Source organism: Actinokineospora alba, assembly GCF_004362515.1.
GTDB classification, from domain to species: domain Bacteria; phylum Actinomycetota; class Actinomycetes; order Mycobacteriales; family Pseudonocardiaceae; genus Actinokineospora; species Actinokineospora alba.
In genome coordinates this window covers 5,389,323-5,408,899 of record NZ_SNXU01000001.1, presented here as the reverse complement: position 1 = coordinate 5,408,899, position 19,577 = coordinate 5,389,323, and the positions used below count along the sequence as shown (strand labels likewise).

13 protein-coding genes are annotated in these 19,577 nt (G+C 72.4%); 10 read left to right on the top strand and 3 right to left on the bottom strand.

From position 1 onward, the window contains the following. Window positions 1-64 precede the first annotated feature (64 nt). From C8E96_RS24800 to C8E96_RS24760, 10 genes are all read left to right on the top strand, one after another. Window positions 65-3,244: a non-ribosomal peptide synthetase gene (locus tag C8E96_RS24800; RefSeq protein WP_091368792.1), complete on the top strand. Its 3,180-nt coding sequence runs from the start codon at window positions 65-67 to the stop codon at window positions 3,242-3,244. Continuing rightward, entirely contained in the window at window positions 3,237-5,504 is a 2,268-nt protein-coding gene (locus C8E96_RS24795) for a type I polyketide synthase (protein ID WP_091368788.1), read from the top strand. Before C8E96_RS24800 ends, C8E96_RS24795 begins: the two co-directional genes overlap by 8 nt. Continuing rightward, entirely contained in the window at window positions 5,504-5,788 is a 285-nt protein-coding gene (locus tag C8E96_RS24790; protein WP_091368783.1) for a phosphopantetheine-binding protein, read from the top strand. The genes C8E96_RS24795 and C8E96_RS24790 overlap by 1 nt, the downstream gene beginning before the upstream one ends. Beyond that, on the top strand, window positions 5,788-9,201 hold the full coding sequence (locus tag C8E96_RS24785; RefSeq protein WP_091368779.1) for a non-ribosomal peptide synthetase: 3,414 nt from the start codon (window positions 5,788-5,790) through the stop codon (window positions 9,199-9,201). The genes C8E96_RS24790 and C8E96_RS24785 overlap by 1 nt, the downstream gene beginning before the upstream one ends. Further along, on the top strand, window positions 9,198-12,077 hold the full coding sequence (locus tag C8E96_RS24780; protein ID WP_091368772.1) for a type I polyketide synthase: 2,880 nt from the start codon (window positions 9,198-9,200) through the stop codon (window positions 12,075-12,077). The genes C8E96_RS24785 and C8E96_RS24780 overlap by 4 nt, the downstream gene beginning before the upstream one ends. Continuing rightward, a complete protein-coding gene (locus tag C8E96_RS24775; RefSeq protein ID WP_091368768.1) occupies window positions 12,074-14,011 on the top strand; it encodes an amino acid adenylation domain-containing protein in 1,938 nt (645 codons plus the stop codon). The genes C8E96_RS24780 and C8E96_RS24775 overlap by 4 nt, the downstream gene beginning before the upstream one ends. Before the next feature lie 130 nt (window positions 14,012-14,141). Further along, window positions 14,142-14,342, top strand: coding sequence for a hypothetical protein (locus C8E96_RS33535; RefSeq protein ID WP_166658106.1), 201 nt, complete (start codon window positions 14,142-14,144; stop codon window positions 14,340-14,342). Beyond that, the gene (locus C8E96_RS24770) at window positions 14,339-14,788 is read left to right on the top strand and encodes an STAS domain-containing protein (protein WP_166658105.1); all 450 of its coding nucleotides are present in this window, start codon (window positions 14,339-14,341) and stop codon (window positions 14,786-14,788) included. Before C8E96_RS33535 ends, C8E96_RS24770 begins: the two co-directional genes overlap by 4 nt. Before the next feature lie 2 nt (window positions 14,789-14,790). After that, a complete protein-coding gene (locus C8E96_RS24765; protein ID WP_133794755.1) occupies window positions 14,791-15,555 on the top strand; it encodes a GAF and ANTAR domain-containing protein in 765 nt (254 codons plus the stop codon). 26 nt (window positions 15,556-15,581) lie between these two features. Continuing rightward, on the top strand, window positions 15,582-16,310 hold the full coding sequence (locus C8E96_RS24760; protein WP_091368758.1) for a GAF and ANTAR domain-containing protein: 729 nt from the start codon (window positions 15,582-15,584) through the stop codon (window positions 16,308-16,310). Here the strand turns inward: C8E96_RS24760 and C8E96_RS24755 are convergent. Genes C8E96_RS24755 through C8E96_RS24745 form a run of 3 tightly spaced genes read right to left on the bottom strand, consistent with a single transcriptional unit; the run spans window position 16,299 to window position 19,572 of the window. After that, entirely contained in the window at window positions 16,299-17,213 is a 915-nt protein-coding gene (locus C8E96_RS24755; RefSeq protein ID WP_228769596.1) for an alpha/beta fold hydrolase, read from the bottom strand. The two genes, C8E96_RS24760 and C8E96_RS24755, sit on opposite strands and share 12 nt — an antisense overlap. Then, entirely contained in the window at window positions 17,210-18,511 is a 1,302-nt protein-coding gene (locus C8E96_RS24750; protein WP_091368752.1) for a cytochrome P450, read from the bottom strand. Before C8E96_RS24750 ends, C8E96_RS24755 begins: the two co-directional genes overlap by 4 nt. After that, window positions 18,508-19,572 carry a terpene synthase family protein gene (locus C8E96_RS24745; RefSeq protein ID WP_091368749.1) on the bottom strand — a complete coding sequence of 355 codons (1,065 nt, stop codon included), beginning with the start codon at window positions 19,570-19,572 and terminating at the stop codon, window positions 18,508-18,510. Before C8E96_RS24745 ends, C8E96_RS24750 begins: the two co-directional genes overlap by 4 nt. Window positions 19,573-19,577: the final 5 nt, after the last annotated feature.

Genomic DNA, 19,577 nt, shown 5'->3' with positions numbered 1-19,577 from the left:
TTCCCGGATGTCCCGGAGATGAATGACCTGTTCGACGGGAGTGCCCCGCTCACATGATTGACCTATGGTCCTCACCGGTCGCGCGTCGTTCGCACAAGAACGGCTCTACTTCCTCAACGAGCTGCAACCCGGCAACCCGGCGTACGTCGTGGCCTTCGCGCTGCGCGTCGAGGGCGAGCTGCGGGTCACGGCACTGACCGACGCGCTGCGGCGCGTGGTGGCCCGGCACGACTCGCTGCGCACCACGTACCAGGTCGCCGAAGGCGTGCTGCACCAGCACATCCAGCCGAACGCGGAACCGGACATCGACGTCAGCGCAGTGGCGTGGACCGACCAGGACAGCCAGGACGAGCAGTTGCGCGAGCTGGTGGCGGCCGAGTCGGCCAAGCCCTTCACGCTGGGCACCGGGCCGCTGCTGCGCGCCTGGATCCGCAGCTGGGGCCCGGACGAGCACGCGCTTGTCGTCCTCATTCACCACATCGCGTGCGACGGCTGGTCGGTCGGCCTGGTACTCAACGACCTCGCCGCGGAGTACAACGCCATCACGGCGGGCGCCGAGGGCGCCCAGTACCCCGGCGAAGCGGAGTCCTACCTTCGGTACTCGCAGGCCCAGCGCGCCGAGTGGGAGGACAACCGGGCCGGACTTTCCTTCTGGCGCAAGGAACTCAACGGCGCGCCGAAGCTCGCGCTGCCCACCGACTTCCCCCGCCCCAGCGTGCTGGGCTGCGCGGGCGCGGTCGTCCGCCGGCGGGTCGACACCGACCTGGTCGACCGGCTCACCGGCTGGGCCAAGCGCCACGGCACCACGCTGTTCACCGTCAGCCTGGCGGCCTACGCCTCGGTGCTGTCGCGCTACACCGGCCAGGACGACGTCGTCATCGGCGTCCCGGTCGCCAACCGGATGGAGGAGGGCGAGGACGCCCTCGTCGGCTGCCTGGTCAACACCCTGCCGGTGCGGATCGACCTGTCCGGCGCGCCGACGTTCACCGAGCTGGTGCACCGGGCGCGCACCGCGTCGCTGTCCGCCTTCTCCTGGCAGTCCGTGCCCTTCGAGCAGATCGTGCACGCCACCGCCGGGGAGCGGGAGCTGAGCCACGCGCCGCTGTTCCAGACCGCGCTCACCGTGCAGAACTTCCCGTTCGCCTTCCCCGACCTCGACGGGGTGAAGCTCACCGAGGTCGACGTCGAGATCGAGGCGGCGAAGTTCGACCTCGGCGTGACCCTCGACGTCTCGACCGACATCCCGTTCCTGCGCGCGGAGTTCAGCACCGAGCTGTTCGACCCGTCAACCGCGACGACCCTGCTGGACCACTACCTGACGTTCCTCACCTCCATTGTGGACGAAGAAGCCGAGCCGAGCATGGTCGGCGCCGACGAGCGCGCCCAGCTGACCACCTACCCGCCCGTGAGCACCGGCCACCCTTCGGTCCTGGCACGGTTCGTGGAGCAGGCCCAGAGCAACCCGGCCGGCGTGGCAATCCGGCACCAGGGCCGCGACCTGTCCTACGGCGAGTTGGACCGCTGGTCGGACCGGGTCGCCGCTGGCCTGGCCGCCGCCGGGGTGGCCAAAGGCGACCTGGTGGGCCTGCTGCTGCGCCGCTCCCCCGCCGTCGTCGCCGCCATCCTGGGGATCTGGAAGGCAGGCGGCGCCTACGTCCCGCTCGACCCCGAGTACCCGCGGCAGCGCCTCGACCTCATCGCGGGCAGCGCGTCGACCCCGGTCATGCTGGCCGAGCCCGACACCGTCGACCTGGCCGAGCAGCTCACCGCGGGCACTGTGCTCGACGTGTTCACCGCCGACGGGGATTCGCTTGTCCCCCAAGCCTTCCCGGAAGCCGCTGACCTCGCCTACGTCATCTACACCTCCGGGTCGACCGGTGTCCCCAAGGGCGTCATGGTCGGCCATGCCGGGGTGAGCGCGCTGTTCGATCCGACCCCGGCGGGCCTGGACACCTCGGCCGACGACGTGTGGCTGTGCGCGCACTCGTTCGCGTTCGACTTCTCCGTCTGGGAGGTGTGGGGCGCGCTGACGACCGGCGCCCGGCTGGTGATCGCCGAGCAGCCCGACCTGGTGGACCCCGCGCGGCTCGCCCGGCTGGTCCGCGACGAGCGGGTCTCCGTGCTCAGCCAGACCCCGGGCTCGCTCTACCGGGTCCTCCCGCCGTTCCTCGGCCTGGGCGAGTCCTCCCCGCCGCGGTACGTGGTGCTGGGCGGGGAGGCGCTGAGCTGGTCGCGCCTGGCGTCGCTGACCTCGTCGGCGCCGTGGCTCGACACGGTGTTCGTCAACATGTACGGCATCACCGAGGGCACGATCCACGTCACGATCGCCGAGGTGCCCGCGGCGGAGCTGTCCCAGGTGCGGCAGGGCAACATCGGCGTCGCCCTGCCGTCGGGCCGCTGCTACGTGCTCGATGAGCGGCGAACCCCGGTCGGGGTCAACGTGGCGGGCGAGCTGTACATCGGCGGGCCGCTGGTCGCCAAGGGCTACCTGGGCAACCCCGAGCTGACGGCCGAGCGGTTCCTGCCCGACCCGTTCGGCGACGGTGTCGTCTACAAGACCGGCGACGTGGTGAAGTGGGGCACCGACGGGAACCTGGTCTACCTGGGACGCAACGACACCCAGGTGCAGGTCCGCGGCCACCGGGTCGAGTGCGACGAGGTGGAGCGGGCGTTCCTGAGTCACCCCCGGGTCCGGTCTTGCGCGGTGGCCGCCGAGGGCGACACCCTCGTGGCGTTCGTCTCCGGCGACCTCGGCACCGACGCCGACCGCGAGCTGCGCGCCCATGTCCGCACCCTGCTGCCCGGCTACATGGTCCCGTCGCGCATCGCCGTCGTGGCGGCGATCCCGCTGACCGCGCACGGCAAGGTCGACACGCGCAGGCTGCTGGCCGAGACGGTCGTGCCCGCGCCGCGGGCGGCCCTCTCCGCGGGAACCTCGCTGGAGGAACGCATCCGGCGGATCTGGGTGGACGTGCTTGGCAACCCCGACGTCGGGCTGCACGACAACTTCTTCGACCTGGGCGGGCACAGCTTCGCCCTGATCACCATGCAGGAGCGGATGGCCAGGGAAGGACTGGAGATCTCGGTGACCGATCTTTTCCGATCCGGGACGGTGGCGGCGTGCGCCGCCCAGTTCCAGCCCGCGGCGGCCACGCTGCCCCAGGTGCACGTCAAGGAGCGCCGCGCGGGCCGCGTGTTGCTCGCCGAGCGGCGCAGGCGGAGCGGCGGTGGCGACCATGGCTGAGTCGGTGGAGTCGGGCCGGATCGCGATCGTCGGGATGGCGGTGCGCGTGCCGGGCGCCGAGCGGGACCTGGACCTGTTCTGGCGCAACGTCGAGCAGGGTGTGGACTCGATCAGCTTCTTCGAGCGCGACGAGCTGATCGGCTGGGGTGTCCCGGCCGAGACCGTGGACCAGCCCAACTTCGTGCCCGCCCGCGGGATCATCCGCGACGCGGACTGTTTCGACGGGCGCCTGTTCAGCTACTCCCCGCAGGACTGCGCGCTGATGGACCCGCAGCAGCGTGTCCTGCTGGAGTGCGCCTGGGGTGCGTTGGAGCACGCCGGGTACTCCCCCATCGCCCAGGACGGCAACCGGACCGCGGTCTACGCGGGCACCGGGATGAACGTCTACCTGCTGGACAACCTGTGGCCCAACGAGCGCGCGCTCAAGGCGGCAGGCGGGTTGCAGCTGGTCATCTCCAGCGACAAGGACTTCGCGGCCACCCGCATCGGCTACAAACTCAACCTGCAGGGGCCCGGCATCGTGCTGCAGAGCGCGTGTTCGACCTCGCTGGTCGCGGTGCACCTGGCGGCGCAGAGCCTGCTCACCTATGAGGCCGACGTCGCCCTCGCGGGCGGGGCGACCGTGGCGCCGCCGACCCGGCGGGGGCATCTGCACGAGCCTGGTGGGATCTTCTCCCCCGACGGCCGCTGCCGGACCTTCGACAGCCGGGCCGGGGGCACGGTGCCCGCCGACGGCGCGGGCATGGTCGTGCTCAAGCGCCTGGAAGACGCCCTGCGGGACAACGACACCATCCACGCGGTGATCGCCGGTTCGGCGGTCAACAACGACGGCGCCCGCAAAGCCGGGTTCACCGCGCCCGGCCCATCGGGACAGGCCGCGGTGATCGCCGCCGCGCTCGACGTGGCCGAGGTCGACCCGGACACCATCGGCGTGATCGAGACGCACGGGACCGGGACCGCGCTGGGCGACCCGATCGAGGTGGCCGCGCTGCGCCAGGTGTTCGACACCGACCGGGCGGACCGGGCGCCGTGCGCGCTGACCGCGCTCAAGTCGGTCGTCGGGCACCTCGACACCGCCGCGGGGGTGGTCGGCGTGATCAAGATGGCGCTGGCGCTCACGCACCGGACGGTGCCGCCGGTCGCGCACTTCGAGTCACCCAATCCGGCGCTCAAGCTGGAGGACTCGGTGTTCTCGGTGCCCGCCGCGGCCCGGCCGTGGGAGCCGATCGACGGTGTCCGCCGTGGCGGCGTCAGCGCGTTCGGCATCGGTGGGACCAACGCCCACGTGGTGATGGAGGAGGCCCCGCCGCCGAGACCGGTGCGACGGCGGCGGTGCGCCGAGTTGATCCTCGTCTCGGCGAAGACCGAGGCCGCGGCGAAGGAAAGCCTGGCTCGGGTCAGGGAATTCGTCGCGGGCAGCGAGGACCACCAGCTCGCCGACGTCGCCTACACGCTGCGGACCGGGCGGGCGGTGCTGCCGTACCGCGCGGCTTTCGTCACCGGCACGGACGCGGACCGCACGCCGGTTCGGGCGGGCAGCGCCCGCGGCCTGGTGTTCGCGCTGACCGCCGACGGTGAGCTGACGGGCAACCGGCCCAACTACGACGCGGACCCGGTGTACCGCGCGGTCATCGACCAGGGCGTCGGCGAGCTGCGGGCGGCCGGTGCCACGGTCGACCCACGCAGCGAACGGTTCCTCGCCGCGGCCGGACTCGCCGCCGCCCTGCGCGGCCGCGGTGTGCGCCCGGACGCGGTGATCGGGCACGGCGTCGGCGCGATCGCCGCCGCGTGCGCGGCGGAGGTGCTCACCGTGTCAGAAGGGCTCGGCCTGGTCGCCGCGACCCTGCCGGACAACTGGATCCGGCCGCGAACGCCCCAGCTCCCGGTGTACTCCCCGGTCACCGGTGCGGAACTGACCGACGACGAAGCACTCGACCCCGACTTCTGGCGCGCCCTGCTCGCCGAACCCACCGGGGACATGGTCTCGCGGACCGTCGCCCGGCTCGCACCCGCGGCGTGGGTCGAGATCGGGACCGCCGTCACCGCGCACCTGCCCGGCGGGCCCGCGGCGACCCCGACCGACCGCAACGCCCGGTTCCTGACCGCCGTCGGCGCGCTCTGGGAACTCGGATTCGGCGGGGACTGGGATCCGGCACACGACGCCGGACGCGGGCGTGTGCCCGTTCCCACCTACCCGTTCGCGGCCACCCGGCACTACTTCGACGCGCCCGGCGCGACCACCACAGAGAGGCAAAGCTGATGCAGGACACCAAAACCGCCGACTGGGAAGCACAGTTCGAGCAGCTGTGGATGGAGGTGCTCGGCGTCGACAGCGTCGAGGACCACGACGACTTCTTCGACTTCGGCGGCCACTCGCTGAGCGCGCTGCGGCTGAGCACGCTGATCCGCCAGGAGCTCAACCTCGCGGTGATGTTCGGCCACGTGCTGGAGAACCCGGTCTTCGCCGACCTGCGCGAGATCGCCCGGCAGTCCCCGCCCGACCAGCCCGACGCGGCCCGAACCGAGATGGTGTCCGAAGCCTGATGTCGATCACAGTCGCGGCCGAGACGGCCACCCCCAGAGCAGACGACCAGCTCACGGCCTGGCTGCCGCTGGTCGCCGAGATCCTCGGCCTTCCCGAGGCCGAGGTTCCCGCCGCCGTCGCCACGGAGTCGTTCGTGGCCCTGGGTGGCACGTCGCTGCAGGCCATCGGCCTGGTCTCGGCGGGCCAATGCCGGCTGGGCCGCGACGCCGACATCGCCGCGGTGCTGTCGGCCCGCCCGCTCGCCGAGGCACTGCGTGGCGCCGGTGTGTTCGTCGAGTCCGCGCCGCTGCCCGCCGACCCGACGCGGGGTCCGAGCCACCGGGCGCTGCTGCCGGGCCAGAAGGCGATGCTGGCGGCGCACGTGCTGGAGCAGGACCAGCCGTATCACCTGATGTTCACCCTCGACCCGGATGGGCCGCTGGATCTCGCCCGCACCCGCGAGGCACTGGGCGCGCTCGCCGCCCGACACGAGTCCCTGCGCACCCTGTTCACCCAGGGCGCGAACGGCGTCGACCGGGTCGTGCTGCCCGCCCCGCACCAGCCGCGGCTGCTCCTGCAGACGCTGCCCGCGGCCGACGTCCGCACCGTGCACGACCTTTACGGCCGTGAGAGCGGCAAGCTGCTGCGCCCGTTCGAGCAGCCGCCGGTGGTGTTCGCTCTCACCAGCGCGGGCGATCGGAGCCTGCTGACCGTGCTGGTGCACCATGTCCTGGTCGACGGGTGGAGCATCGGGGTGCTGTGGCGCGACTTCGTCGAGCTCTACCAGGGTGCAGGCGCGGGCAACGCGCCCGCGCCGGACTGGATCGGGTCACGGCTGGCCGCGGGTGCGGCGTCCGGCGCGCTGGCGGCGGCGATGTCCCGGGTCACCGCGCGGCTCGACGGCGCGCCGACCTCGCTGGACCTGCCGACCGACCTCCCGCCGCTCACCGAGGCCGACGGCCGCGGCGCCCGGCTGATGTTCGAGCTGTCCGCCGAGGCGACCGAGGCCACCGAGACGTTGGCCCGCCGCGGCCGGGTGACGGTCACGACGGTGCTCATGGCGGCGTGGGCGCTCGCGGTGTCCCGCCGGGCCGGCGTATCCGACCTCGTGCTGGGGATGCCCGCGTCCGGGCGGTTCGAGGCGGGCATGGACCGCATTGTCGGGCTGTGCACGCGGGTCGTGCCGGTGCGGTGCCGCACCGACGACAACCTGCCCGTGGGGGCCTACCTGCGGGCCACCGGTGCCGCGGTCGCCGACGCCGTCGCCGACTCGGACCTGCCGTTCGAGCAGGTCGTCGCCGAACTGGGCCTGACCGGTGACGCTGGGCGCAACCCGTTGGCACAGCTGGGTTTCGCCGCGCACCACGAACTGGTCCCCGACTCGCTCACCGCCCAGGGCAAGCCGTGGCGGGTGCATGAGGGCCACTGCCACGGCAGCGTGTTCGACGCGCTGCTGTACCTGCAGTCGTGGGGCCCGCGACCGCGGCTGGCCCTGGAGTACGCGACGTCGGTGCTGGCCGCGACCGACGCGGGCGAGCTGGCCGAGTCGCTGCGGGCGGTGCTGATCGACCTCGCCCGCGACCCCGACGCGCCGCTGGGGACCGTCACCGGCCTGTCCGCCTGCCAGTCGCGGCACCTGCGGGCGTTGGGCGTCGGCGGGAGTTTCGACACCTCGGACGACCTCTGGAGCGCCTTCGAACGGCACGCCGAGACCACCCCGGACGCCCCCGCCGTCACCGACAACCGCCGCACCCTCACCTACCGGGAGATGCATCAGCAGGCCTTGGCCCAGGCAGCGGCGCTGCACGCGGCCGGGGTCGGCCCGGGTGACCGGGTGCTGCTCGAGGTGGACCGCTCGGCCGCGGAGGCGGTGGCGGTGCTGGCGATCCTGCGGCTGGGCGCGGCCTACGTGGCCGTGGACCGCTCGGCCACCGCGCAGTGGCGCGAGCACCTCGCCGCCGCCGCGACGCCACGCGCCCGGATCGGCGGCGCGTCCGCGCACTGGCCAGGCATTCCCGAATGTGCCCTCGCGACAGCTGCCGGCGCTCCGGTACCGAACCCACGCCACACGACCACCCCGGACCTGCCCGCGATCATCCCGGACCCGAGCCGGGCGGCGTACGTCTCGTTCACCTCCGGCTCGACCGGTGTCCCCAAAGGCGTCGTGGTCTCGCACCGCGCGGTGCTGCGGCTGGCCGCCGACCCGGACCTGTTCGCCGATGGCGCGGGCACGCGGATGCTGCGCCTGGCGCCGCTCGCCTTCGACGCGTCCACCCTGGAACTGCTGGTGCCGCTGGCTAAAGGCGACTCCGTCAGCGTGTACCCCGCCGGTGACCCGACCCCGCTGGACCTCACCGAGTTCCTGCGCACCGAACCGGTCACCCACGCCTGGCTGACGTCCGGCTTCTTCCACCTCGTCGCCGACCACCGGCCGGACGCCTTCCGCGGCCTGCGGCAGCTGTTCACCGGCGGCGGTGTCGTCTCGCCCGTCCACGTGCGCAAGGTGCTGGAGCACTGCCCCGGCCTGCGCGTCACCAACGGGTACGGCCCCACCGAGAACACCACGTTCACCTCCACGTTCCATGTGGACAGTGCGGCGGGTGTGCCGGACCCGCTGCCGATCGGGCGCCCCGTCCACGGCACCGAGATCCACGTCGTGGACCCGAGCGGGCGCCTGGCCCCGCGCGGGGCGATCGGTGAACTGCAGGCGGCGGGCGAAGGCCTCGCCGACGGGTACCTCGACGACCCCGGCCGCACCGCTGCGGCGTTCGGCGCGCACCCCGGGCTCGGCAGGCGCGTCTACCGCACCGGCGACCTGGTGCGCTGGGGCGCGGACGGCACGCTGCGCTTCCTGGGCCGCAACGACCGGCAGGTCAAGATCGCGGGCCACCGGATCGAACTGGTCGACGTCGAGAGCCGGATCAAGGCGCAGCCGGGGGTGCTCGACGCGGTCGTGTTCCTCGCCGGGGAGCGCCTGTGCGCGGCGGTCAAGGCCGCGCCCGACGCGGACCCGCTGCCCGCGGCGCGACCGGCGGTGGAAGCCGAACTCGCCGCCTACGCCCGACCGCAGCGCTGGTTCACCGTCGACGAGTTCCCCTTGGACCGCAACGGAAAAGTCGACCTGCGCGCGCTCGCCGCCCACACGTCCACGCCGGACCCGGTGGCGCCGCCACCTGCCCGGACCGCGTCCCTGGCCGAGGTCGAGGACCTGGTCGCCGCCGCCTGGGCGGAGGCCCTGGGGACCGACGACTTCGACTTCGACGAGGTGTTCTTCGAGGTCGGCGGCGACAGCCTCAGCCTCGCGGTGGCCCGCAAGCTGATCCAGAAGCGGCTCGGCGGGGCGCCGATCCCGATGACCGACATGTACCGATTCCCGACCGTGCAGGCGCTCGCCGCGCAGTTGCACGCGCGGCAGGCAGAGGGGGCCTCATGACACACGACATCGCGATCATCGGGATGGCGGGCCGGTTCCCCGGCGCCGCGACCGTGGCCGAGTACTGGTCGAACATCGTCTCCGGGCGGGTCACGATCACCGACCTCACCCGCGGCGAACTCCTCGCGGCCGGGGTGCCGGAGACCCAGCTCGACGACCCGGCGTACGTGGCCGCGCGCGGGACGATCACCGACCCGGACCTGTTCGACGCGGACTTCTTCGGCATCACGCCGAAAGAGGCGGCGATCATGGACCCGCAGCACCGGCTGCTGCTGCAGACCGCCTGGGAGGCCCTGGAGTCGGGCAACCTCACCACCGAGAACCCGTTCGGCCGGGTCGGGGTGTTCGCGGGCGCCGGGTTCAACTACTACCTGCTCAACCAGGTGCTGGCCCGCCCGGAGGTGGTGGACACGCACGGCCTGCTGTCGGTGGTGCTGGGCAACGAGAAGGACCACCTGGCGGCGAAGGTCGCCTACCGGCTCAACCTCGGCGGCCCCGCGATCACGGTCCAGACCGCCTGCTCCACCTCCCTGGTCGCGGTGCACCTGGCCTGCCAGAGCCTGCGCGCGGGTGATTCCGACATCGCGCTGGCGGGCGGGGCGTGCGTCGCGGTGCCGCAGCAGGCCGGGTACCTCTACGAGACCAAGGGAATCACCTCCCCCGACGGCTCCTGCCGCCCGTTCGACGCCGACGCCGAGGGCACCGTCCCCGGCAACGGCGTCGCGATGGTCGCGCTCAAGCGCGCCGAGGACGCCTACCGCGACGGCGACACCGTGTACGCGGTGATCAAGGGCTCGGCGATCAACAACGACGGCGGGGCGAAGGTCGGGTACACCGCGCCGGGCATCACCGGCCAGATCGACGTGCTCACCCGGGCCTACCAGGACGCGGGCGTCGACCCGGCGACAGTCGGGTACCTCGAGGCGCACGGCACGGCCACCGAGATGGGCGACGCTATCGAGCTCTCCGCGCTGCGCGAGGTCTTCACGCGTGGTTCGCGGCCGTGCTCGCTGGGCTCGGTCAAGGCCAACATCGGCCACCTGGACGCGGCGGCGGGTGTGGCGGGCCTGATCAAGGCGGCGCTTGCCTTGCGCCACGGGCAGATCCCGCCGCTGGCGGCGCTGAAGCAGGCGCGCCCGGAACTGCTCGACGGGTCGACCCCGTTCACCGTCGACCCGGTCGGCCGGGCGTGGGAGCCCGCCGAGGGACACCCGCGCCGAGCGGGCGTCAGCTCGTTCGGTCTCGGCGGCACGAACGCCCATGTCGTGCTCGAAGAGCACGTGCCCGCGGCGAAACCGGCAGCTGAGGCCGCTCCGGCGGAAGCGGTGCTGACCCTCTCGGCACGCACCCCCGAAGCCTTGCGCGAGGCGGCCGACCGGCTCGCCGCGCACCTGCGCGAGCGGCCCGACCTCGACCCGCACGACGTGGCGATGACGCTGCAGTCACACCGCCGACACTTCGCGCACCGACTGGCCGTGCCCGCCATCGACGTCCCCACGGCGCTGGCGCGGCTGGGCCGGGCGGGCGGACGCGAACAGCTGCGCCGCCCGAAGATCGTCTTCCTGCTTCCCGGACAGGGCGCCGAATCCCCCGGCATGGCCCGCGGGGCCTACGAGCGGTACCCGTCCTTCGCCGCGGACATCGACCGGGGCGCGGAGCAGCTACGCGACCTGATCGGCGTCGACCTGCGCGACGTGCTCCTGCGCGACGACCCCGACGGCCTGATCCACCGCACCGACATCACCCAGCCCGCGTTGGTGCTGCACGAATACGCCCTGGGCAGGCTGCTGCTCTCCTGGGGCATCCGCCCCTCAGCGCTCATCGGCCACTCCGTCGGCGAGTTCGCCGCCGCTGCCCTGGCGGGCGAACTCGACCTCGACGACGCCCTGCGGCTCGTCGCCGCGCGCGGGCAGCTCATGCAGGACGCCCCGGAGGGCGGCATGGTCGTCGTCATGGCGGGCGAGGCAGAGGTCTGGGCACGGCTCGCCGACCTGCCCGACCTCGACGTCGCCGCGGTCAACGCGCCGGAGGTCACCGTCGTGGCGGGCCCGGTGCCCGCGCTGGACGCGCTGCGCTCGCGGCTCGACGCGGCAGGCGTCGCCCACCGCACGATGCCCGCCCGCCGGGCGTTCCACTCGCGGATGATGGCCGACGCCGCCGCCGATCTCGGTCGGGAAGCGGCCACGGTCGCGCACCGGCCGCGGACCTGCGAGGTGATCAGCAGCGTCGACGGCGCGACGCTGCCGCGTGGCCAGGCGCGCGACAGCGCGTACTGGCAGGGGCAGCTGCGCAGCCCAGTGCGGTTCCGCGACGCGGTGCTCGCCGCGGCCGACCTGGCGAACGTGGTGTTCGTCGAGGTCGGGCCCGGCACCGCACTGTCCGGGATGACGCGCCAGATCCCTGAAGCGGGCGGCAAAGCCGTCGTGTCCCTGCAACCGCGCCGCACCGCGCGGGAAGGCGGCTGCGACGTCCTCGCGGGCGCGGGCACGCTCTGGTCGCTCGGCGTCGCGATGGACTGGGAGGCGACACGCACCGGCCGAACCCACAGTCGGGTCACGCTGCCCACGTACCCGTTCGCCCGGACCCGGCACTGGCTCGACGTCGAGCCCGCTCCCGTGACCGCGGTTGTCGAGGCGGCGGAAGAGGCCGACTCGGTGCTCGACAAGATCATCGCCCAGTGGCGGTCCCTGCTCGGCAGCGCCGACGTCACCGCGGACACCAGCTTCTTCGAGGTGGGCGGCGAGTCGCTGCTGTTCATCCGGATGGTGTCCCAGACCCAGCGCAAATTCGGCGTCACCGTGTCGGTCGCGGAGCTCAGCGCGGCGCCGACTCCCCGGGCACTCGCCGCCCAGATCGCGGAAGGACTAGAGGGATGACCAGGATCGATCTCGACACCGCCGCTGCCGTGGCGGCCGTGCTGGTGCACCGCCTGGAGGGGCTCGACGCGGTCGGTGTCGCGCTGCCCGACGGCACGGTCACCGTCGCGGTGGGACCGGACAGCACGCTGTCCGGCGTGGTGTCCCAGGTCCGCAGCGCGCCGAGGTCACCGGGACGGGCCGACGTCGTCGTGGGCGTCACCGGCCCGGTCGAGGGCGCCACGGTGGCCGACTTCGGCCCGGTCACGCTGTCGTTCGGATTCGACTGGGTGGGCGCGGACCACACGACCGAGCGACTGGAGACGCTGCTGCAGTCCCTGGACGCCGGCCTGCCGGTGCGGCGGGCCGCGGTGGTCGGCCCGACCGAGCGCAAACTCCTGCTCAGCTTCAACCCGCCGCCCACCGCGGCGCCGCGGATCCCCGTGCACGAGCTGATCTGCCGCCAGGCCGCCCGCACGCCCGACCGGCTCGCCCTGCGCGGCGACGGCGTCGACCGGACGTACCGACAGCTCCTCGACGACGCCTCCCGGGTCGCCGGCAGGCTGCGCGCCGACGGCGTCGGGCCGGGGTCGGTGGTCGGCCTGTGCACCGAGCGCAGCGCCGACATGGTGGTCGCCGTGCTGGGCATCCTGCTGGCGGGCGCGGCCTACCTGCCGCTGGACCCGACGCACCCGCGCGCCCGGCTCGACGTCATGCTCGACGTCGCCGACGCGGCGCTGGTGCTGGTCAGCGCTGAGGCCGCACCGCTGTTCGAGGGGCACCGGGTCCCGGTCCGGCCGCTCACCGCGGGGGCTGAACCCGTTGCCTGGCAGGACTATCAGGCACCTGCCTCGGTCGTCGATGGCCTGTCGTACGTCATCTTCACCTCGGGGTCGACCGGGCAGCCCAAGGGGGTGCAGATGACGCACCTGAGCCTGGCCAACCGACTGGCGTGGATGCAGGACGAGTACCGCCTGCGGCCCGACGACGTGGTCCTGCACAAGACGCCGTACACGTTCGACGTGTCGGTGTGGGAGCTGCTGTGGGCCTTCGCCGCGGGCGCGCGGCTGGTGGTGGCGCCCGCGCAGGCCCACCGCGACCCGCGCGAACTGGTCGACCTGATCGAGCGCGAGGGCGTCACGACTGTCCACTTCGTACCGTCGATGCTGTCCCTGTTCGTCGGCGAGGACGACGTGAGCCGGTGCGCCAGTCTGCACCGAGTGATCTGCAGCGGCGAGGCGCTGCCGCCGAAGGTCGTGAACAAGCTGACCGAGTCCCTGCCGGACGTGGAGGTGCACAACCTCTACGGCCCCACGGAGGCGGCGATCGACGTCACCGCGTGGGCGTGCCGCAAGCCCGAGCCGGACAGCGGCGTCCCCATCGGCAGGCCGATCACCAACGTCGCGACCTACGTCCTCGACGCCGACGGCGACCTGGCCCCGCTGGGCGCCCCGGGCGAACTCGTCCTCGGCGGGCACTGCCTGGCCCGCGGCTACGCGGGCAGACCGGACCTGACAGCGGACCGGTTCGTGCGGGTCGAGGTGTCGGGGACCGCGGAGCGGGTCTACCGGACCGGCGACCTGGTCTGGTGGTCACCCGCCGGACACCTCAACTATGTCGGGCGGATCGACACCCAGGTCAAGATCCGCGGCCAGCGGGTGGAGCTGAGCGAGATCGAGTCCGTGCTCAACCGGCACCCGCTGGTGGCGAACTCGGTGGTGGTCCTGCGCACCGACCTCGGCACCACACCGGCCTTGGTGGCCTATGTGGTCCCCGAACCGGATGCCGCGTGCGACGACCTCGCCTTGCGGGCCCACTTGGGCGAACACCTGCCGGACCACATGGTGCCACTGCGGTATGTGGCCCTGGCGGCGCTACCGGCCACGGCAAACGGGAAAGTCGACCGGCGGGCGCTGCCGGTTCCCCAGCCGAGGACCCGCCGCCGGGCGGGCTGACCTGCCGTGGACCCGGTTGAACGGCAAGAACAATTCCCCGGAAGTTGGTCCATACCCCCGCGGAGCGCGTAGAGTCATCAGACAAGCGCCCTGGACCCCGGTGTGACGCCAGTCAACCGAGGGAACTCCCATGGCACAGCTCGACGTCACCCACGGCTCCACGTCGGTCGCGGGAATCGCGGAACCTCATCAGAGCACGGTCGCGGCCATCCTGCGCGCCGCCGGGTTGGGTCTGTTCACCGCGGCGGAAGCCGACCTGCTGATCGACCGGGTCCGTGGGCGCGCGTCAGATGTCGTTCTCCCACGCCGTCCGAACAGGACAGTCTCTTGACTACGGCGCCGACCACCGCCGCCCTCCCGCCCGCGCCGACTGGTCCGCCTCCCGCCGCTGTCCTGACTGGCCGACGCCCAGGCAAGGAAATCCTGACCGTCACCGCGCGTCCGGTCCCGCCCAGCGCGGTGGTGATCGCGGCACGCGGTGAGGTGGACCTGTGCACCAGCCCGCTGCTGCGGGAATCCCTGCTCGCCCACCTGCGGCCCCCCTGCTCAGGCCTGGTCATCGACCTCACCGACGTGGGTTTCCTCGGAGCGGCCGGACTCACCGTCCTGACCACCGCGGGCGACGCGGCGACGGCGGCGGGAATCAAGCTCTGCGTGGTCGCCCACAGCCGCCCCGTGCTGCGGCCACTGACCATCACCGGACTGGACCGCGTGTTCGACCTCCACCCGGACCTCCCCCAGGCTCTGCGGTGTCTGGGCGGCGGCCCGGCCGGATAACGATGCGCAATCCCCGAGTGGCCGAGATCCTGTCGGTGATTACCGCCCCCGGCGGTGAGGAGGACGCGCTGCCCGCCAGGTTGTGCGCGGAATGCCTCTCGGCGTTGTCAGTCAGTGGTGCCGGGGTGGCGCTGATGACCGCCGACGGGCCCAGCGGCGTAGTGCTCGCGGCCACCGACGACCGGGCCCGTCAACTGGAGGAACTGCAGTTCGCCCTCGGGGAGGGGCCCTGCGTGGAGGCCTCCGGCAGTGGTCGCCCGGTGCTGCGACCGGACCTCGGCGCGGTCGGTTCGGCCGGGTCGGGGAGGTGGCCCCGGTTCGGGGCCGCCGTACTCGACGCGGGCGTGCGGGCCATCTTCGCTTTCCCGCTGCGGGTCGGCGCCATCCGGGTCGGTGTCCTGGACCTCTACCGCGACACCCCGGGACCGCTCGACAGCACCGAACTCGCCGACGCGCTGGCGTTCGCCGACGCGGCCACCGTCATGGTGCTGCACCTGCAGGACCCCGACGAGCACGGTGGTGTGAACGCCGCCCTGACCGGGCCGATCGACAGCCAGGCCGTGGTCCACCAGGCGACGGGGATGATCACGATCCAACTCGGTGTCAGCCTCGCCGAGGCACTGCTGCGGCTTCGGGCGCACGCGTACGCTACGGGGCGGACGGTGTCGGCCGTCGCCGCCGATGTGGTCGACCGGCGCGTGTCCTTCGACGACAGCGAGTCCGGCACCACGGAGCCCGGCACCACCACTGGGCGCGATCGGCCATGACCCGACGAGACACAGGCGGTGGGCTCATGACGAGCCGGGAACAACTCCTCGCGAGCACATTCGTGAGCCTGGCCGACACACTGGTGGCCGACTTCGACGTCATCGATTTCCTGCACACGCTGGCCACGCGCAGCGTCGAGCTGCTTGACGTCGACGCGGCCGGGATCATGCTGGCCGACCCGCACGGTGGCCTGCACGTGATGGCTTCCTCCGCCGAGGAGGCCCGCCTGCTCGAACTCTACGAGCTGCAGAACAACGAAGGCCCGTGCCTGGACTGCTTCCGGTCCGGGCGTCCCGTGGCCCGCGATGACCTGCTCGCGATGCGCGCGTCGTGGCCCGCGTTCACCGAGCAGTTGCAGGGGCTCGGGTTCCACTCGGCGCAGGCGCTGCCATTGCGGCTGCGCGCGGAGACCATCGGGGCGCTGAACCTGTTCCGGCTCGAACCCGGCAGCCTCAGCGACGCCGATCTGCGGATCGGTCAGGCCATGGCCGACGTGGCCACCGTCGGACTGATCCAGGAACGCGCGATCTCCGCGGGCGAACTGCTGGCGACCCAGCTGCAGACCGCCCTGAGCGGCCGCGTCCAGCTCGAACAGGCCAAGGGCGTGCTCGCCCAACGCGCCGGGCTGCCGATGGCCGAGGCCTTCCAGGTGATGCGCGCCTATGCCCGCGGCCACAACCGCAGGCTCAGCGATGTCGCCGCGCAGATCATCGACGGGACACTCGACGAGAACCAGCTTCGGTCAACGCGCTGACGGCTGGGTGTGGTGGACGAAGCGAACGATCTCGGTGGTGGTTTCGGCGGGTTTCTCAAGGTGCAGGAAGTGGCCCGCGTCGTGGACGACGACTCGTCTGCTGCCGGGAGGAAGGATCGTCAGAGCCGCTTCGCCGAGCTCGGCCAGGGCGCAACGGTCGATGGCGCCGTGGAGGTAGAGGGTCGGGACTCGGCTGGGCTGGTAGGCGGCGCTCTGCTCGCGGGCGTAGGCGGCGGCACGGTGTCGTGGGTTCCAGACGGCGCGGTAGTACGTGAACGCGGCTTGTCGGTGGGTTCGGTCCGGTAGTGCGCGCAGGGCGGAGCTGAGGTCGTCGGTGTGGTCGTGGTCGGGTGCCCATCGTCGCCAGAGCGTTCGGATCAGGCGTTCGCCGACTAGGTCCGCGAGGGCGGGGATCGATACGACAGCCGCGTACCAGCTGCGGGGCGCCTGGCGCGCGACCACAGTGAGGTGACGGGGATGGGGCCGCGTCAGCAGCGCGATGATGGCCGCAGGCGGCGGGGCTGCCAGGAGCACCACGGCGGAGAACAGGTGCGGGGCGTGCGCGGCAACGCCGTTGGCGATGAGTCCGCCCCAGTCGTGGCCGATCAGGATGGCGCGTTCGTCGCCGCCGAGCGCGTGGTGGATGGCGATGACGTCGGCGATCAGTGCGCCTGCTTGGTAGTTGCCGTCCGGGGCCGGGCCGGTGGGGGCGTATCCGCGCAGGTACGGGGCGACCACGCGACTGCCGCGCGCGGCCAGTTCCGGGCCGAGGTGCCGCCAGGTTGACGGCGAGTCCGGGAAACCGTGCAGCAGCAGCGCGAGCGGGCCCTCATCCGGTCCCCAACTCAGTGCCTGGACAGTGAGCGTGGGCAGCGGGATCGTCAACGTACGCGGGCCGGTCACGACGGGTCGCGGTGGCGAGTGCGCAGCATGAGCTTGCGCGGGTGGTTGATGCCTGCCAGCGGCGCGGGGCGGAGGTCGGATCCGGTCGATGGCTCGATTCGGAGGCGGCCGACAATGCCCGCGAGGGTGAGCGTCGCCTCGGCCATGGCGAACTCGTCACCGAGGCATTTGCGTGCGCCGCCTCCGAAGGGGACGAAGGCGCCGCGGGGCACGGTCAGACCTCGGCCGGGCGACCACCGGTCGGGCTCGAAGGTGTCCGGGCGGTCGAAGACGTCGGCGCGACGGTGGACGACGGCCGGGCTGTAGAGGATGGTCGCCCCGATGGGCAGCCGCGTTCCGGCCACCTCCACCGGCGCGGTCGTGGCCCGGGTGGACAGCCAGATCGGCGGATGCAGTCGCAGGGCCTCGGTGATCACGTTCGCCGTGTAGGGCAGGGTCGGGAGATCCGCGAACCGCGGCGAACGTCCATTGAGGACGGTATCGACCTCGCGCCGCAGGCGGTCCTGGACCTGCGGGTGCCGGGTGAGCAGATGCAGCGCCCAGGTCACGCCGACCGCTGTGGTCTCGGTGCCCGCGCCGAGCAGGCCGATGACCTCGTCGCGGATCTCGGCGTGGTCCTTGTCCGCGCCCGCGAGCACTGACAGCAGCCCGCCCTGGCTGTCCGCGATGATCTGGTCGACGATCGTGTGCAGGTCGTGGATCGACTGCCGGTAGCGGCGGTTCACCGGCACCGGGAGCGCCTGCAGCAGGTCCGGCACGAACATTCGCACACCGACCTGGGCGGAGAACGCCTTGAAAGCGCGATGCAGGCCGTCCGCGGTGGCCAGATCGAGGTCGGCACCGAACAGGGCCCGGGCGATGATCCGCACCCCGACGCGGGACAGTTCGGCGAACGTGTCGACGACGCGGTCGGGCGACCAGGACTCGACGAGCGCGGTGATCTCCTGCTCCATCACCTCGCCGTACTGGCCGAGATCGGTCTTCTTGAAGGCAGGCTGGACGAGTCTGCGCAGAGGCCGGTGGTCGCGGTGCGGGCAGGTGAGCAGGTCGTTGCCCGCGACTTCCCTGGCCTTCTCCATCAGCGGGCCGCCCTTGTCGAAGGTGCGGTCGTCGGTCAGCACCTGGTTCAGCAGGCGTGGGTGGCATGGCACGTACGCGGGCCGCGGGCCCAGCCGCACCTCGACGAGGTCGCCGTGCGCCGGGAGCGACGCGAGGAACCCGACGGGCCTGCGGAGCAGCCGCAGCCCGTGTCCCACCAACGGGAGCGCGCCGGGCGCGCGCCCGGTCGTGAAGGTCATCGGGATCCCTGGGACGAGTCGAGTTGGTCCCACCACCACGCGATGTTCGGGTACGGCGGCGCTCCGGTATCCGCGCGGGACGGCTGGTCCACGCGCTCGAGGCGGGTGGCGCGGCCCGACTTGAGCCGGGCGGCGGTCGCGCACCAGTCGAGCACTCCGCTCAAGGTGGCCCCCAGGTTGTCCAGGTAGGCGCGGGTCTGCGGCGTGACTCGGGGAGCGACCTCGGCGCGCAGGCGGAGGAACAGCACCATGACGCGGTCGCACAGGCCGATCGCCTCGCCCACCGCCGCATCGCGGTCGACGCCGGTCTCGGCCATCAGCACGTTGATGATGTTGTAGTCGCCTGAGGCCTCCTTGCCGTGGGAGAACAGGTCTGCGTAGAGGTTCATCAGCACGCTGACGGCCTGGGTCAGCGCCGTCACCGCCGGGCTTTCCCGTTCCTCCGCGGGCAGCTCGCCGCCGCCACCGCAGATCTCCAACGTGGAGGTGACCGCGCGCGCGGCACTGGAGAACATCTTGATGAACAAATACCCATCGACCGTCGGCAGCACACCGCATCGCGCGTCGACCAGTTCCAGGGCGACGCCGAGCAGCCACTCGTGGAAGGCGTCGACCCACAGGCGGGTCTGCGCGGGCGAGGCGTGCTGGGCGACGTAGCCGCGCATGTCACGGAACAGCGCGACGTACGGGGGGTCGTCCGGCGCGTCGACCAGCGGCGATTCGAGGGCGCGCAGCAGGCGCGGCGCGAGCTCGCGGTACTGCTGGGAACGCTGCTCCGGGGTGCCGACATCGACCAGGTCGTCGACCATGAAGCCCCAGTACATGTAGGTCACGAACAGCAGCAACAGGTCGTCCGGCGCGCTGGGCATCATGCTGCCGGTGACCCGGGCGCTTTCGGTGGCCAACGCGTTCTCTCGCGGGATCCTGCCGTCCCCGAACAGGCGGAACCGCTCCATCCAGGCGAACGATCGGCCCTGCACAGCGGCGGCGTTCGGGTGCAGGACCAACGGGATCGGGCAGTACAGGGCTAGGGTGCCGGTTTCGACGGACAGCTCTGGCATGGTGC

What these genes read in the sequence shown, in the direction of transcription:
- C8E96_RS24800 (WP_091368792.1), top strand. Translation starts at nt 65, where the DNA reads ATGGTCCTCACCGGTCGCGCGTCGTTCGCACAAGAACGGCTCTACTTC.
- C8E96_RS24795 (WP_091368788.1), top strand. Translation starts at nt 3,237, where the DNA reads ATGGCTGAGTCGGTGGAGTCGGGCCGGATCGCGATCGTCGGGATGGCG.
- C8E96_RS24790 (WP_091368783.1), top strand. Translation starts at nt 5,504, where the DNA reads ATGCAGGACACCAAAACCGCCGACTGGGAAGCACAGTTCGAGCAGCTG.
- C8E96_RS24785 (WP_091368779.1), top strand. Translation starts at nt 5,788, where the DNA reads ATGTCGATCACAGTCGCGGCCGAGACGGCCACCCCCAGAGCAGACGAC.
- C8E96_RS24780 (WP_091368772.1), top strand. Translation starts at nt 9,198, where the DNA reads ATGACACACGACATCGCGATCATCGGGATGGCGGGCCGGTTCCCCGGC.
- C8E96_RS24775 (WP_091368768.1), top strand. Translation starts at nt 12,074, where the DNA reads ATGACCAGGATCGATCTCGACACCGCCGCTGCCGTGGCGGCCGTGCTG.
- C8E96_RS33535 (WP_166658106.1), top strand. Translation starts at nt 14,142, where the DNA reads ATGGCACAGCTCGACGTCACCCACGGCTCCACGTCGGTCGCGGGAATC.
- C8E96_RS24765 (WP_133794755.1), top strand. Translation starts at nt 14,791, where the DNA reads ATGCGCAATCCCCGAGTGGCCGAGATCCTGTCGGTGATTACCGCCCCC.
- C8E96_RS24760 (WP_091368758.1), top strand. Translation starts at nt 15,582, where the DNA reads ATGACGAGCCGGGAACAACTCCTCGCGAGCACATTCGTGAGCCTGGCC.
- C8E96_RS24750 (WP_091368752.1), bottom strand. Translation starts at nt 18,511, where the DNA reads ATGACCTTCACGACCGGGCGCGCGCCCGGCGCGCTCCCGTTGGTGGGA.
- C8E96_RS24745 (WP_091368749.1), bottom strand. Translation starts at nt 19,572, where the DNA reads ATGCCAGAGCTGTCCGTCGAAACCGGCACCCTAGCCCTGTACTGCCCG.